General features: G+C 53.4%; 14 protein-coding genes. 8 read left to right on the plus strand and 6 right to left on the minus strand.

Annotated elements, in window-relative coordinates:
• Position 1: 1 nt before the first annotated feature.
• The gene (locus KB892_RS18940) at positions 2-982 is read right to left on the minus strand and encodes a LacI family DNA-binding transcriptional regulator (protein WP_002892939.1); all 981 of its coding nucleotides are present in this window, start codon (positions 980-982) and stop codon (positions 2-4) included.
• Positions 983-1,243: 261 nt separating this feature from the next.
• Here KB892_RS18940 and KB892_RS18945 point away from each other — a divergent pair, with 261 nt between their 5' ends.
• The 7 genes from KB892_RS18945 (at position 1,244) to KB892_RS18975 (ending at position 9,166) form a co-directional block, all read left to right on the plus strand.
• Complete coding sequence (locus KB892_RS18945; RefSeq protein ID WP_002892937.1) at positions 1,244-1,642, plus strand: NUDIX hydrolase; 399 nt, start codon at positions 1,244-1,246, stop codon at positions 1,640-1,642.
• Between the two features lie 680 nt (positions 1,643-2,322).
• Positions 2,323-2,940 (plus strand): LuxR C-terminal-related transcriptional regulator, encoded by a 618-nt coding sequence (locus KB892_RS18950; protein ID WP_004151821.1) that lies wholly within the window; start codon positions 2,323-2,325, stop codon positions 2,938-2,940.
• A gap of 70 nt (positions 2,941-3,010) precedes the next feature.
• Complete coding sequence (gene ecpA, locus KB892_RS18955) at positions 3,011-3,589, plus strand: common pilus major fimbrillin subunit EcpA (RefSeq protein ID WP_004151820.1); 579 nt, start codon at positions 3,011-3,013, stop codon at positions 3,587-3,589.
• A 64-nt stretch (positions 3,590-3,653) separates the two neighbouring features.
• Positions 3,654-4,331, plus strand: coding sequence for an EcpB family pilus assembly chaperone (locus tag KB892_RS18960; protein WP_004152948.1), 678 nt, complete (start codon positions 3,654-3,656; stop codon positions 4,329-4,331).
• A gap of 8 nt (positions 4,332-4,339) precedes the next feature.
• Positions 4,340-6,877, plus strand: coding sequence for a TcfC E-set like domain-containing protein (locus KB892_RS18965; RefSeq protein ID WP_004153314.1), 2,538 nt, complete (start codon positions 4,340-4,342; stop codon positions 6,875-6,877).
• Positions 6,867-8,486: a hypothetical protein gene (locus KB892_RS18970; RefSeq protein ID WP_004151817.1), complete on the plus strand. Its 1,620-nt coding sequence runs from the start codon at positions 6,867-6,869 to the stop codon at positions 8,484-8,486. Before KB892_RS18965 ends, KB892_RS18970 begins: the two co-directional genes overlap by 11 nt.
• Entirely contained in the window at positions 8,483-9,166 is a 684-nt protein-coding gene (locus tag KB892_RS18975) for a hypothetical protein (protein WP_004153315.1), read from the plus strand. Before KB892_RS18970 ends, KB892_RS18975 begins: the two co-directional genes overlap by 4 nt.
• Positions 9,167-9,172: 6 nt before the next feature.
• On the opposite strand, the gene KB892_RS18980 is transcribed toward KB892_RS18975, so the two are convergent.
• On the minus strand, positions 9,173-9,868 hold the full coding sequence (locus KB892_RS18980; protein WP_004228166.1) for a helix-turn-helix transcriptional regulator: 696 nt from the start codon (positions 9,866-9,868) through the stop codon (positions 9,173-9,175).
• Positions 9,869-10,531: 663 nt separating this feature from the next.
• Here KB892_RS18980 and KB892_RS18985 point away from each other — a divergent pair.
• A complete protein-coding gene (locus KB892_RS18985) occupies positions 10,532-10,948 on the plus strand; it encodes an Exc2 family lipoprotein (protein WP_004151814.1) in 417 nt (138 codons plus the stop codon).
• A 19-nt stretch (positions 10,949-10,967) separates the two neighbouring features.
• Here the strand turns inward: KB892_RS18985 and KB892_RS18990 are convergent, their stop codons facing one another.
• The 4 genes from KB892_RS18990 to pheP form a co-directional block, all read right to left on the minus strand.
• The gene (locus tag KB892_RS18990; protein WP_004151813.1) at positions 10,968-12,119 is read right to left on the minus strand and encodes a Gfo/Idh/MocA family protein; all 1,152 of its coding nucleotides are present in this window, start codon (positions 12,117-12,119) and stop codon (positions 10,968-10,970) included.
• A gap of 1 nt (position 12,120) precedes the next feature.
• On the minus strand, positions 12,121-13,143 hold the full coding sequence (locus KB892_RS18995; protein WP_004151812.1) for a sugar phosphate isomerase/epimerase family protein: 1,023 nt from the start codon (positions 13,141-13,143) through the stop codon (positions 12,121-12,123).
• Positions 13,144-13,159: 16 nt separating this feature from the next.
• Positions 13,160-14,365: an MFS transporter gene (locus tag KB892_RS19000; protein ID WP_004198867.1), complete on the minus strand. Its 1,206-nt coding sequence runs from the start codon at positions 14,363-14,365 to the stop codon at positions 13,160-13,162.
• 188 nt (positions 14,366-14,553) lie between these two features.
• Positions 14,554-15,930: a phenylalanine transporter gene (pheP, locus tag KB892_RS19005; RefSeq protein ID WP_004151811.1), complete on the minus strand. Its 1,377-nt coding sequence runs from the start codon at positions 15,928-15,930 to the stop codon at positions 14,554-14,556.
• Positions 15,931-15,975 lie beyond the last annotated feature (45 nt).

Genomic DNA, 15,975 nt, shown 5'->3' on the forward strand with positions numbered 1-15,975 from the left:
CTCAGACGCTGGCGCGGTCTATCACGCGCCAGTCCATCATCACCCGCTCGACGGCAGCGTCGGGATCGTCGATGCGTTTCATCAGTAGAGACACCGCCGTACGGCCGATCGCCCGGGAGGGCTGTTCGACGGTGGTCAGCTGCGGGGAGACCACTTCCGCCAGCTCGGTGCCATCGAAGCCGATCACCGCGATATCCCCCGGCACCCGTAGTCCGGCCTGGGCGATAGCCCGCAGCGCCCCGGCGGCGAGGGAGTCCGAAACGGCAAACACCGCATCGGGCTTCTCGTCTTGCGACAGCAGTTGCTCCATCGCCCGTTTACCGGCCGCCGCGCTAAGATCCTGCGCGTAGGTCACCTGCTGATACGCCAGACCGTGCACGTGCAGCACGCTTTTATAGCCGCGCTCGCGCAGACGGGCATAGCGATAGCTGAGGTCGTGATTAATGAGCGCGATGCGGCGGCGGCCGCTATCGGCCAGTCGGGACACCGCCCCCTGAGCCGCCTCGACGTCGTTAATCCCGACGCAGGAGATGCTGCCGGTGTCGGCATACTCCGCGCACTGCACCCAGGGCGCATCGCCAATCATGGTGGTCAGTTCCGGCAGGCTGGAGAGCGCGTTCATGGTAATAATGCCGTCGACCATTTTGCCGGAGAGCAGCTGCAGGCCCGAGGTCGAGCGGGCCAGATCCGACCCGGAGTTACACAGCAGAATGCGGTAGCCATTCTTCTCCGCCTCTTCTTCTATCCCCTTCACCACCTCGGCGCAAAAGGGGTTAGCGATATTGGAGACCATCACCAGGATCATATTGCTGCGGGCGGTTCGCAGCTGACGCGCCAGCAGGTTCGGCTGATAGTTGCTCTCTTTGATCGCCTGCAGCACGCGCTCACGGTTTTTGGCTTTTACCGTATCGCTGTTGTTCAGCACCCGCGACACCGTGGCCACCGAGACGCCGGCCAGACGAGCAATTTTCTGAATAGACATAAACCCTGCACTTCCTGCGATAGAGGTGGATCCTGCAGGCTATCATAAATGAGCGCAGCCCGCGCCGCTAGCCGGGCTGCGTGCGAACTGGGAGCCTTACGCTTTTGCGATGCCAGGACGTTAACCGCTTTTGCAAAACATGACGGGATTGATTAGCACGCTTAGCGGGCTATCATGGTGGCGCTGATGTAATTTCGCAAAATGCAAAACTCACTCGAGTATGCTACGGCATTGGTATAGAAATGGGGTATTTTGAGCGCAATGAAAATGATTATTATCGCAGCGGCAATTATCACCGACAGTCAGGGACGCTGTCTTTTAGTGCGTAAGCGGGGAACTGAATATTTTATGCAACCCGGCGGCAAGCCTGAAATCGGCGAGACCCCGCACGCGGCGCTGATCCGCGAGCTGGAGGAGGAACTCAACTTCAGCGTCTCACCAGAAGAACTGGTCCAGGTAGGCCGTTTCACTGATGCGGCGGCAAACGAGCCAGGTCATCTTGTCTCTGCGGATGTCTTTCTGATAGCCACGAACAGGGTAAGCTTTACACCGACGATGGAAATAGAAGAAGTGATCTGGTTTACGCCGGGTCAGGATCGGCATATTAAGCTTGCTCCCCTTACCGAAAACCACCTGCTCCCTCTGCTGAAAGGGGTGTAACCACCCCAAACGCATCGAAAGTTTTGGCTCATTTATCTGCAAGTAAAAATCCACACCATCCTCGTCTTGAAGTATTTACGGCTACCTGTAGGCAGAGCCAATCCATGCGGCCCCCCTAACTCTCTCCGTGACCTGTTTGTCCGCTTTGTACCATCACTATTCCGCACAGACTGCTGACGAGTTCTCCTTAAACATTAACGCGTCTTTATGCATGGGCCTCTGCTGTTTTGTACGCCAGATCATATTTTGCCCGCGCCTTCTTTCACTCTGAGCATCAAACAGCGCAACTTCACCTTACAAAAAAGGGAATATCCGCCTGAAAAAACACAAATTAAAAAACAAATTTAAAACAAAATGTTAACAAAATAGTGTGTGGCTGCGCTTTTTTTGACTTATTGTGCTGTTTTTTTTAACCAATTACTGCTCATTCAGCGAGAAAATTCCTGGTCGCAATGGATAATTCTTAAGCTGCGTTCGCTATAAAATTCTGCCCATTAAGATTTTTCTTATTAATAAGAGCAGGTTAGTATGATTCGCAGTATTTTTTGACTTTAAGAATTTACACATTTTTCAGCAAAATAACCACCTTGAAATTAAAGTTGTCACATTTATTAACTAGTCATAATATAGCCACATCATTGAACGATAAGGTAAGACAATATAGGGAAATAAATCGACACATGGTTCCACAGAAATATGAGAAGGCATACTGTATTAGCTGCCAGTATCAGTGCGAAATCTATCCACGACCTACGATAAAATCGATTAGATGTATTGAAACTCACTATTGCGTATGGCCTGATAAAAACATCTACTTAAAAAATGGCGTGCATTGTTTTTTAATTAACAAGCATTACAACTTCTCTAATTCTGGATATGTTTTTGTTGATTTTTCTCGCTACAACATCAGATTATTCACCAATGATAAATGGATTGAATATCTGATCAAAACAGGATTGCGGATAGTTTTGATTGCCGACAGATTAGCGCAACCACTGGCGTTGTACTGGAAACACCGTTGTCAGCAAATACTTTCAATTATCTATACCAGCGATACCCGAAATGAGATTGAAAGGAAAATACATCTTTCCTTTCTCGGCCAAAAAGATGGACGCGGCTATCGTCAGAAACTAAGCGCTCAAGAGGTATTGGTACTCGATCTTTTACTTGCAGAGAAGTCAGTTAAAGAGATAGCACAAGAATTGCAGATGGCAGAAAAAAGAATCTACGCAATCAAGCTCAGCTTGCAGAATAAGATGGGAGGCAGAGGGAAGTTAAACATTATTTTATCTGGATAAAGTCATTATCAGTATTTATAGCAATAACTCCATAAATGGAACTAACTTAATTATTCTCAGGAAATTGAAAATGAAAAAAATCGTATTAGCAGGTGTTGCGGCTGCGGCTCTTATCTCTTCCAACGCAATGGCTGACGTAACTGCTTCCGCCACTGCAAGCTGGGATGCAAGCGCAACGAAAGACACCACCAGCGCGCTAGTTGTCACTCCGCTGAAATCCCTGAATTTCCAGTACGCGGAAGGGATTAAAGCGTTTAACTCTCAGAAAGGCGCTTTTGACATCACCATCCAGGGCCAGTCTGGCGCGACTGACTTTACGCTGACCTCTCAGATCGTGAGCAACACCCTGAGCCGTACCACTGACGCCTCTACTCTGGCCGTCGGTGTGAACTGGAACGGCAACGCGCTGAACAAATCCACCCCGGTAACGATGATTGATACTTCCAACAACATTTCCGCGGGTCTGGATGCGCTGGCTGTCGCGACCGCCTTCGCAGGCGCCGATCGCGTCAGCACTCAGGGTAACTTCGATTTCACTATCGACTCCGCGACTTCTGACGGCAGCACTGCCGCTGAGTTCAAAGATTTAACCGACGGTTACTGGAGCGGCGACGTTCGCGTTCAGTTTAATGCGGTCTGGACTATCTAATCAGGTGTAGCCAACACCTGTCCGGTAAGACAAGGAGGCCTCGGCCTCCTTATAAGGATGCGCCATGAAACTGAATCCATTATTCCTCTCTCTCTTTTTATTCACCGTGACGCCCTCCTCCCATGCGATTAATGTCGGAGACGTCACCTCAATAATGGGGCCGGATGCCTCGACTCTGGCAAAAGAAATCATTAATACCACCGATACGGCGCGTTACGTTAGCGTCAGCGTGGAGCGTATCTCATCGCCTATGGCCGGTGGCACGGTTATCCCGATGGCGAACAGATCGGAATTATTATCAACACCCGCCAGCCTGATATTACCCGGCAATGCTAAAGAGAACTTTCGTTTTTTTTACAAAGGACCTCAGGATAACCAGGAACGTTACTACCGAATATCCTGGACCGATGAGCCGGTAACCGAGTTTGAAGCCAGTAAAAAGAAAAAACAGGGCGAGGCAACGACTTCAGCCATTATTGGTACCATTCTGGTGGTCGCGCCGCGAGAAGAAAGATTTGACTATCGTCGCGATAATGACACGGTAACCAATACTGGTAACGCTTCATTCCGTGTGATCTCCTACGGTCCCTGTCGTGATAAAGCGAAGGATGAGGGACAAGGCTGCCGTGAGCGATATTATGTCATGCCTGGTGTCAGCGTAAAAATAAAGCATACCGATCTCACCAATAAAAAAACGCGAATTGGAATATGGCACGGTGAGCAATATATAAATGTAAACTGAGTAACATCATGGATAATCTTGGTTATGTCAAAGGGACGTTGTTCGCTGGGTTATTGATTACAGTAAACCAGGGTTGGGCAGCTAATGCTACAGCGCCAGTCAAAGTCAGTAACTATATTATTCCTTCGGTATTTGCTAACGCGTTATATCAGGGCATGTCGGTCCCTGTTTTTATTCGTTATGAAGGCGATAATAGTACCCAACGCAGTCAGCAAAAAATCGCTGATGCCATCCTGACCATCAAGGATAATGAGTTTCGCCTGAATCAGATCGCGCTCAGCGATCTGCCGGAGCGAACCGAACTATCACCTCAGATTAAATCATTGCTCAACGAGATGCAGGATAAAAGCATCGGCGACGGTCAGCGCGTTTATATCAACAAAGACGCCTCACTTTCACTTGATACGCGTTCCTTTTATCTCGAGCTGACGGTTAACCGGGCAGCCATGCAGGCCGCTATTTTGCCGCGTACCAATATGCTTGGAGAATCTACCGCCCAGAATCTCTCGAGCGTGCTGAATTACTCGATGGGGAGCTATTACAACAAATATGAGAATACCGATAACGCCAGCAGCTATCTGACGCTGGATAATACCTGGTCGCTGCGGGAACACCATCTGAACTTTAACGGTTCTCTTTACGGGATAGGTACCGGCAACCAGGAGAGTAAACTGTATCGCTCGATGTACGAACGTGACTATCAGGGACGCCGCCTGGCAATGGGTATGGTGGATACATGGAATCTGCAATCGATTGCCAGCATGAGCGCCCTGAATTCCAGCCGTATTTACGGCGTCAGCTATGGCAATAAAAGCAGTTCACAAACGCAGGACAATACGCTTGCTCTGGTGCCCGTCACGGTGTTTCTCCCGGCCGCTGGTGAAGTACACGTCTATCGTGACGGCAAACTGCTCAGCATTCAAAACTTCTCGATGGGTAGCTACGAGCTCGATACGTCGCGTCTGCCATTTGGCATCTACAACGTTGATATCCAGGTGGTAGTTAACGGGCGCGTGGTCAGCAGCCGGACGGCGAACATCAATAAAACGTTCGCCCGTAAATCGAGCGTGACCGGCGATCTCTCGTGGCAAACCTTCGGCGGCAGCCTCGAATACAACAAGATGGACTATCGCCACAAATACAACATCAATTATGGCACAAAGAATACATGGATAGCCGGGATCGCCGCGGCAACCAGCCAACCCTGGCTTTCCGGCGTCAATCTGAAAACCACGCTCTACGGTTTTGACACTAACGGCGTCAATGAAACGGAAGCGAACGTTATTTTCAACGACGCGTTCAGTTTTAACCAGCAGGGGCTGCTCGCTACCGACGGCAGCTGGCAGAGTACCTCCACCTTTAATATGAGTTTACCCGACGGTTACGGCAACCTGTGGGGGTCGCGCCAGTACAGTTCCATCGGTAACGCGCTCCCGATGCAGCAGAATGACTACGTGACCATCGGCGCCAATGCCAATCTGCGCAAAATCGCGCCGTTCCTCGGTACGCTGAGCGTCAGCCGAACCAATAACAAATATACCGGCAGCACCTATACCAACGTCGATTACGACCAATCGCTGTTAGCCAATCGCTATGCGACCGTGTCGCTGCGCGCCGGTATTCAGAACTATCAATACAACAACCATGAAAATCTGCGTGATAAGTACGTCAATATTGATGTCTCTATCCCCTTCTCTACCTGGCTCAGCACCGGCGTGTCCAGCCAGAATGGAAACATGCTGGCGAACGCCACGCTGCGCAAAAGCTTTGACGACAGCGCTATTACCCAGGTGGGAGCATCGGTTTCGAAGCAGATTAAACAGAATAAAAATGACGATAGCCGCTATCGTTCCGACGATTACGCCGCCAATGGTTACGTCAGCTATGACACCAAATATAACGCTGGCACCGTCTCCGTTAGCCGCTCATCGCAGCACAGTTCAAACTACAGCCTGAGCTCGCAGGGCAGCCTGGCCTGGACGGAAAAAAATGTTTATGTCGGCAAAGGCACTCAAACCGCAGGCCTGGTGGTGAATACCAATTTCAGCGGCAAGGGGAGGATGATGGCGCAGATCAACGGCCAGAACTACCCGCTGACCGGCAAAAGCAACTTCATCAGTCTTCCGCCCTACGCCGAATACAAGGTGGAGCTGATGAACGACAAAAATTCGGAAGACAGCGTCGACATCGTTAACGGCCGGCGGAACAAAGTCGTGCTCTATCCCGGCAATGTCAGCGTGATTAACCCGGAAATCAAACAGCTCGTCACCGTATTTGGCCGGGTGAAAGATCGCCGCGGTGGTTACTACGCCAACGCCGATATACATAACCACATTGGTAAAACACGCACCGACGAACTCGGCGAGTTCGCCATGGACGTTGATAAGCGCTATCCGGTGATTACCCTGGTCGATAAATTCGGCGGTATTTGCGAAGTGGATTTGGATCTGCGAGAAGCGAAAGGTGCCGTATGGGTCGGTGAGATCCCTTGTGAGATCCAACAACAAACGGCATCAGTGACTGGAGATATTAAGAATGTCTATTAAACCCCAGGCCATCATGCTGCTGGCCGGCTGGCTGCTAGCCGCGCCGGCTATGGCACTTACCGCTACTAACGACGGGAGCGGCAGCAACACCTATATGTTTATCGACAACGATGTCGATGATGAATATTTCATCACCACCAGCTCCCTGTCCCCGCGCTTCACTGGAGCCAATATCTGGACGAAATATAAAACGAACCAGCGTAGTCTGGGATACATGGGCAACTCAGGCTGGAGTTACAGCAACCGCTATTTTGACCTCTGGATAGACAACTCCCCGATTAACCAACCGTTTCTCGGGCTCCGCTGCATGTCAACGGGCGCGAACTGCCCGGCTTCGGGCTATATCCCCGCCGATGTACTCGACAAAGACGGCTTCTATCACGCGATGTCCGGCAACAGCGTGGCCAATGGTTACTACGGCGCCGGGGTGCTGAGTCAGTCGGCATATGAGTATTTTCGTAATCGGCCGGTGGGAACCATCGATAATTTGCAGTTGAATCTTTGCTATATGGACTCCAAAGCTGATTATGACTTTGCTTCCGGCGTTCGCTGTAAAGATCTCCCCAGCGGAGGAAAGTGGGTTTACTACACGATGAACCTCGAAAAGGTCTCGCATCTGACCTTAAACAGTACCGGCGCGATGGCGGAAGTGTGGATTGCCAGCGACGGTACGCCAAGCGTCAACCTCGGCTCTGAATTGTGCCAGATGGGGGTGGTAGGGAGCGCTTCGGGGATCATTTGTAAAATGGTGTCTTACAGCTTTCAGGAAACCAAAACCCTCACCACTTCGCTTGATTTCCGGATGGTTATCGATACGACGCTGCTGGGATTTTCCCCTTCTTCGTCTGACGTCAAGTACAGCGGTGATGGCGCCAGCTGGACCAATTTCGGCTCGACTAGCACCTATAACAAGGTCTTCAAACCGTCAGGGGAGTACATCTATGTCTTTCTGTCCAACGCTTTTTTCAAAAAAGCTCTCAAGGCGGGCACAGATTTAACCAACAAAGATGAGCTGTTCACCTTTTATTTTGATAACTCCGTGACTCCTCAATCAGGTTATTATCAGTTTACGCCATCAACACTAATTAACATCATCCCGCGTGAATACGGCATCAGCATTATCGCCAGCGACGGGAGTGCTCATCCAAAAGCATCTGGCAAGATCGGTAGCGAAACGCCCATCACCTTTGAGTATAAAGTTACTACCTCCGCGTCGCGTCAGGCGGACAGCATCACCGCCCAGGTGACTGGCGACGCCATCAACATATATGGTCAGCCATACTGTCTGTTTACCTCAGCAGACGAGACGCTAAAAGTGCCGGTCCCGGCCTTCCTCGAATGGACTTCCGCTGCCGGTAACGCGGTAAGAGTGCGCAACAGCTGCGGTGAAAACCCCGTTGATATGACCAACGCCGCCTGGGTTCAGACGGCCTGGAACGCCAACGTCAACGATGGTTTCTTTTTTACCACCACGCTGAAACTGCTGTTTCCGATGGATGACTCGCATTCACAGTTCACTACTGATGGTCATGACTGGATGGGAACCGTCAGCGCCACCGGGGATGTAAAAGTGACCGCCACCTGGGTTGGCGTCGATCGGGGGGTATGATGAAGAAAATGCTTTTCATCGGATTGTGCGGGCTGTGTATTCAGCCCGCTTCCGCGGTGTACTTTGATTCCATCATTTATGATATGGATGCCAGTAAAGATTTTATCTCCCGGCCGTTAGTCAATGATACAAGCAGCAATAACTTATATACCATCTCGGCTTACAAAATCGCCAGGCCGGGCAACGGTAATGAACGGCCGGTGCCCGGTCAGGACAAAGACCTGGTCTGGTCGCCGCTGCAGTTCACCGTACAGGCCAATGGCCAGGAGTATTTTAAACTCTATTACCGTGGGCCTGGAGATGACATTGAGCGATATTATCGGGTGATCTTTAAAGAAACGCCCGTCACGGTTTTTCCCTGGCGCATGGAGCAGAAAAAACTGAATATTGTCCCTTCGGTATCGATGAGCACCATTCTCATTGTTCGCCCTCGAAAAACGCGTTTCCAGTATGAGATCAACGAAGCCACGGGCACCATTAAAAATACCGGCAATACCTATTTCAGAGTCATTCTCCAGAAAGGTTGTAATGGTGATGATGAAAGCTCTACACAGTTTTATATGCTGCCAGGGGATAGCTGGACAGGCCCTGAGGCGAAGAATAGCAACAGGAAATATATCGTCGCATTAGGCCGTTATCATAAATTAGGTGATGGCTGTTTCATGGATGCGCCGGGTTAATCACGGCTAATCCAGCGCGGGGATAGTATGCCTGAAGCGCAGATTGCGCAGGCGATTGAGCCCGCCGAACTTCTTGCATAAAGAGTATTGAAAGCGGTAGACGCTGCGGGTATCGCACGCCATGATACGGGCGATATCCTGGCTGGAATGCCCCTCTGCAAGCAGGCACAGCGTCTTCATTTCATGCTCCGTCAGCGACGGTGTGCGCCTGCACAGAAGGTTCCGCCCCAGCATAACGCGTTTTATTTTATTAATTAAGTTGCTTAAGTCACTATTCACTTCCACTACTGCCCAGGAAAACCCGGAACGCAGCCTCCAAAAATTAGCCATTGGCAGCATGTTTTTATCTGCTATCAGAATGATTTTCAGACCACTATCCCGCAATTTCCTGGTCCAGCACTCATTCAGAAAGTACAATATATTTCCCAATGAAAAATCCACCACCACTATACCTTCAGGTACAAAACAGGTGAGTTCACGGAAAACCAGATCATTTACTGCCCGTTTAAAAAAATAGTTCCTGTCTGGCCACACAGAAAATTTCTTCTCTCCACAGAGAGTGCGCTCTATTTTATTTTTCGCTTCAATCCGGCAGTTTAATCCACAGGCGATACATTTAATCTCACAGTTACACCCTCTCATTATAATCACCTCGCAAGTCATTAAAAAATTTAGTAAAGATACATAAGCAATATCAAACACTCTGTAAACAATAAACCCAAGGTGTATTTTATTTACTATAAAATAATAAAATAAAGATTAATGTATAATACCCTTGCACAAGCAGATAAATATCAACGCAAGCAATCAAAAGTTTAAAAAAAAACTGAAATTTAACCTCATACTGTTCCTATGTTTAGCTGCCATGCTTATGCATTACAGCTAATAAATATCATATTTATTATTTTGATGCCTGTCAGTAAAGATAAACGTGATATGCAAACCAGCGGCTAAATCAGTCTGGGCCTGCTGTCGGAGCGATGGAGGATGTGAAGAGTAAATAAAATTTGTTTCTGCCGTAGCGAACTGTGCGAGGAATGCCTGAATCATTGTGAATTCAGCATGAACGTTGCTTATAGGGATAAGGATCCCCGCCGTAGCCCGATAAACACGTCTAAGGGTTGCCAGCTTATCCGGTGTGGAAGAGCGCAGCCATAGAGGTGGATCCTGCAGGCTATCATAAATGACCTCTGGTCAGCCTGGCGCGAAAGCGCGGGAACGCGCGAGAAAACTATTAATAATCAGGGCTTCTCTCCCGCCCCGTTAACGCGCATCCTTTTGCCGTTTCATATTCTCATTAGCGCAGGAGGCGCAACAGACCGCCTGCGCCCCATTTTTTCTTTTATGATTAAGGATGATATCCCCATGAGGCTCACCACCGCGGTTCTCGCCCTCAGCTGTGCCCTGGCAACGATCACCGGCTGCACCTCGTCAAAATCGTCACCGGAACGCCATGCCTACGCCTTCGTCGCCCACCGCTCCGATTTTGTCGGCGGCAACTTCACCGTCAACCGCCAGGAAAATTACCGTTTAAACCTGCCGACCTTTACGGCGATGTATGCCCGCGGACAGCAGGATAAAGCCGCTGGCATGAGCGAAAGTGATGCCCGCCGCACCGCGGAAGCCATCAAACAGCAGGCGGCGCAGGGCACCCGCACCGAGCACGCCTTCACCGGCAATGCCAGCGACAAATGGGATAATGCGATGGAAAATAAAGATGCCGTCCTGTTCGGCAACGAGCTCTCCGGTGCCTATCTCGACGGCTATCTTGGGGTGAAATAATCCTGCGCCCCGCCTGCGCTCAGCGTTCGACGCTGACCCAGCGCTGTTCCTGATGGCTTTTGACGATCGCCTCGATGATGTACATCACATCGGCGCCGTCGTCGAAAGCGGCGAAGCGCCGGGCCCCGGCCGCCGGCATCTTCCCGGCGCGCACCGCCTGATAAAAATGCCCCATCATATTCTTAAAGGCGTCCGGCCAGCCCTCAATGTGGCCGCCGGGGTAATGGGCGCTGTCAGCGATTTCCGGCCGCAGCAGGCTCGGGTCATCGCTGAGCAGGCGATCCGGCTGCTCGCGGTGGCCGATCCACAGCCGCTGGGGCACTTCCTGATCCCAGGCCAGAGAACAGAGGCTGCCGTTAATCTCCACCGCCAGACGGTTTTTCCGCCCGGCGCTCACCTGAGAGACCATAAAGCTGCCCTTGCTGCCATCGTCAAAACGCAACAGCACCGAGCCAAAGTCCTCGGTATCGACAGGCCGCGTTTCATATGCCTGCGCCTCGTGAACGGCGCTGAAGGTCGCTTTGCCATTGACCGGCGCTTTACGCGTTGGCCAGACGATAGACAGATCCGCCATCACCTCGACAATCCGCCGACCGGTCATAAACTGCACGGTATCGCACCAGTGGGAGCCGATGTCGGCCACCGTCCGCGACGCGCCCCCCTGCGCCGAATCGACCCGCCAGTTGTAGTCGGTCTCCAGCAGCATCCAGTCCTGTAAATAGCTGCCGTGCGCCGCGAAGATTCTGCCGACCTCGCCATGGCGGATCATCGCCGCCGCCTGCTGGACCATAGCGAACTGGCGGTAGACGAAGCTGACGCCATGCACCACGCCGGCCCGGGCGGCAAGCGCCACCAGCTCCCGCGCCTCCTCCGCCGTCATACACAGCGGTTTTTCGGAGAAGACGTGCAGCCCGGCGGCGAGGATCTGCCGGTTAATCTGGGCATGTAGATGGTTGGGCGTACAGTTATGCACCACCTGCAGCCCCGGATGGGCCAGCAGCGCCTCCACGCTGTCGTAGGCATGGGCAATGTTCAGCGCTCGCGCCTTGCGCTGCGCCGCCTCAAGGCGGCTGTCGCACAACGCCACCACCTCGACATCTCCCAGCCGCCGCAGCGCCTCCAGATGCGCCGGGCCAATAAACCCTGCCCCGATAATCGCGACCTGAATCATGTTACTCCCTCCCGCCGGCGGCAAAGTCATCGAAGGCCCGTCCGGCAACGGGAATGATATGGCGGCGGATAAACTCGCTGCCCTCGCGCGCGCCGGTCTCACTATCCTTCAGGCAGCACTCCCACTCCAGCACCGCCCAGCCGGCAAAATCATATTCGGTCAGCTTACTGAACACCCCTTTGAAGTCGATCTGCCCGTCGCCGGGAGAGCGGAAACGCCCGGCCCGCTGCTGCCAGGGCTGGTATCCACCGTAGACGCCATTGCGCCCGTTGCGGCGAAATTCGGCGTCCTTGACGTGAAACGCTTTAATACGCGCATGATAGATATCGATATAGGTCAGGTAGTCCATCTGCTGCAGATGCAGGTGGCTCGGGTCATAGAGCATATTGCAGCGCGGATGGTTATCCACCAGCGCAAGAAAACGCTCAAAGGTCACGCCATCGTGCAGGTCTTCGCCGGGGTGGATCTCATAGCAGACATCGACCCCCTGCTCGTCGAAGAGGTCCAGCAGCGGCCGCCAGCGCCGGGCCAGCTCGGCAAAGGCCTCATCCAGAAGCGGCTGATTGTGCGGCGGCCACGGATAAAAAAAGGGCCATGCCAGCGCCCCGGAAAAGGTCGCGTGCGCCTGCAGCCCCAGGCGGCCGGAGGCTACCGCCGCCTGGCGCACTTTCTCCACCGCCCAGCGCTGGCGCGCCTGCGGATCGCCATGCAGCGCCGCCGGGGCAAAGGCGTCAAACGCCGCGTCATACGCTGGATGCACCGCCACCAGCTGTCCTTCAAGGTGAGTGGACAGCTCGCTGATCACCAGCCCATGCTCCGCCAGGATGCCGCTGACCTCGTCGCAGTAGGTCTGGCTCGCCGCCGCCCGCTCGACATCAAAAATCGCCGGGTGGTTGCAGGGGATCTGCAATGCCTTGTACCCCAGGCCGGCGGCCCACTGCGCTATCCCCGCCAGGGTGTTGAACGGCGCCCGCGGCCCGATAAACTGCGCCAGAAAAATGCCCGGTCCCTTAATCGTTTTCATACCCCCTCCTGAAAAATTAGTGCGGCTCTTTCTCGTTGTACTGGAAAGAGAAAAGGAAAATCAGCGCGATAACCGCGGCGGCCACCGCCGGGATCCACCAGAAGGTCACCCAGGCCTGAGGCACGCTCTGGCCGGCCACCAGATGGTTATACAGCGCGCCGGAGATCTGCGAGCCCAGCAGCATGCCGATCCCGTAGGTGAACATCACAATCATGCTCTGCGCCTGGCCTTTTACCTTCTCGCCCGCCACGCGGTCGGTGTAGATAAAGCCAACGACAAAGAAAAAGTCATAGCACACGCCGTGCAGCAAAATGCCCAGATAGAGCAGGAAGCGCCCCTCCTCGCTGACTCCGAGAGCGAAAAAGGCGTAGCGGACGAACCACGCCGCCATGCCGATGAGCAGCATGTATTTCACCCCGAGGCGACGGAACAGCAACGGGATCACCAGCATAAAGACGATCTCTGACATCTGACCGAAGGACATCGCGGTGCTGACATCTTTGACGCCGGCATCCGCCAGATACGACGCGGTATAGGCGTAATAGGTGCCTAACGGCACGGAAATTAAGGTGGCGCAGAGGGAGAAAATCAGGAAATGGCGGGTTTTCAGCAGCGCGAAGGCGTCCGCGCACAGCAGGTCGCGAAACTGAACCGGCATGCCTTTGGCCGGCGCCGGGGTGTGCGGCAGCGTCAGGCTGTAGAGCGCCAGCGCGACCGAACAGAGCGCCGCCAGCGTGAAGATGCCGGTGGTATCAGAGATACCGGTCACCCCGATGCAGATCCCGGCGATAATCCAGCCGATGGTGCCGAACACGCGGACCACCGGGAAGGTTTTATCGACATTGGCCAGGCTGTGGAAGGCGATATTGTTGGTCAGCGCCAGGGTCGGCATATAGCACAGCGTATAGCCGAACAGCAGGCCAATCAGCAGGGCGCCGTTCTGCGCCACCAGCGCCTGCGGGACAAACCACAGGATCGCCGCCCCGGCCAGGTGCATCACCGCCATCACCTTCTGCGAGGCGAAAAAGCGATCCACCAGCATCCCCAGCACAAAGGGAGACAAGATGGAGGCGATCGGCCCGGCGGAGAACGCATCGCCGATCAGCAATGACATCTCATAGCGGGTCATCACCAGCCCCAGGGTCACCGACCAGCTGCCCCAGATAAAAAACTGCATAAACATCATTAACGACAGCCGCGGCACCAGAAAACGGTGGCTCACGCGGACACTTTCCCGACCTTCTGTTGTTGTGACCATGTTGCTCGCCCTCAGAAAAGTAATCGATTACAAAACCACTCAAAAACAAAAGTAATCGATTACAAAAAGAAGATCGCCAGGCAAATGCGCCGCCTGCGAAGAGGATCACAATAAAAAGGCAGGCAGCCCCGCCGGACGGCGGGGCATCTCGCTTACGCCGGGCGGCGCAGCAGTTTGAAGGCGATAAACAGGAACAGGATCCACACCGGCAGCAGGATCGCCGACAGACGCATGCCGTCGATAGTGCACATCAGCGCCAGGATCAGCCCAAGGAAAGCAATGCAGAAGTAGTTGCTGGCGGGCGCCAGCAGCGCTTTGAACTTCGATTCGCGCCCTTTGCGGCGCTGGGCGGCGCGGAACTTAAGGTGCGCCATACAGATCATGATCCAGTTCAGCAGCAACGTCGCCACCACCAGGGCCATCAGCAGCCCCAGCGCTTCATGCGGCAGCAGGTAGTTCAGCACCACCACCAGCGAAGTGATAATTCCGGAGAGCAGCAGGGAGTTCACCGGCACGCCGCGCTTGCTGACGCGGGCGAGAAATTTCGGCGCATTACCCTGCACCGACAGGCCGAACAGCATCCGGCTGTTGGAGTACACGCCGCTGTTATACACCGACAGCGAGGCCACCAGAATGACGAAGTTCAGCGCGGAGGCCACCAGGTTGCTGTCCAGATTATGGAAAATCATCACAAACGGGCTGCTGTCGGATTTGATCTCCACCCACGGGTAGAGCGCCAGCAGCACCACCAGCGAACCGATATAGAACAGCAGGATACGATAGACCACCTGATTGACTGCTTTGGGAATGCTCTTTTCCGGGTTTTGCGCTTCGGCGGCGGTGATGCCGATAAGCTCCAGCCCGCCGAAGGAGAACATGATCACCGCCAGCGACAGAATAAGTCCGTGCCAGCCGGTGGCGAGGAAGCCGCCGTGTTTCCACAGATTGTCGAACCCGGCTTTGCTGCCGCCGTGGCCGCCGAACAGCATCCACAGGCCGAAGGCAATCATGCCGATAATCGCCAGCACCTTGATCAGCGCGAACCAGAACTCCGCTTCGCCATACAAGCGTACGTTGACCAGGTTGACGGCGTTAATAATGATGAAGAAAGCCGCCGCCCAAACCCAGGTGGGCACGTCGGGAAGCCAGTACTGCATATAGATCCCGGCGGCGGTCAGCTCCGCCATCCCTACCAGCACGAACATCACCCAGTAGTTCCAGCCGGAGAGAAAGCCGGCGAACGGCCCCCAGTATTTATAGGCAAAGTGGGCAAAGGAACCGGATACTGGCTCTTCCACCACCATTTCGCCCAGCTGACGCATGATCAGAAAAGCGACAATCCCGGCCACGGCGTAGCCCAGTAAGACCGCCGGACCGGCCATCTGGATAGCGGGACCAATGCCGAGAAACAGGCCGGTGCCAATGGCGCCGCCAAGGGCGATAAGTTGAATGTGTCGGTTCTGTAAACCGCGATGAAGCGTCGGGCCACTTTCCGTGACGGTCTCCGACGACGTTGACGCGTCTTTCACGTCGTTCCCCTGTGTGTTTTTGTGAAGGGGCACCTTTTATCACTT

Source organism: Klebsiella sp. P1927, assembly GCF_018204675.1.
In the GTDB taxonomy this organism is placed as follows: Bacteria; Pseudomonadota; Gammaproteobacteria; order Enterobacterales; family Enterobacteriaceae; genus Klebsiella; species Klebsiella pneumoniae.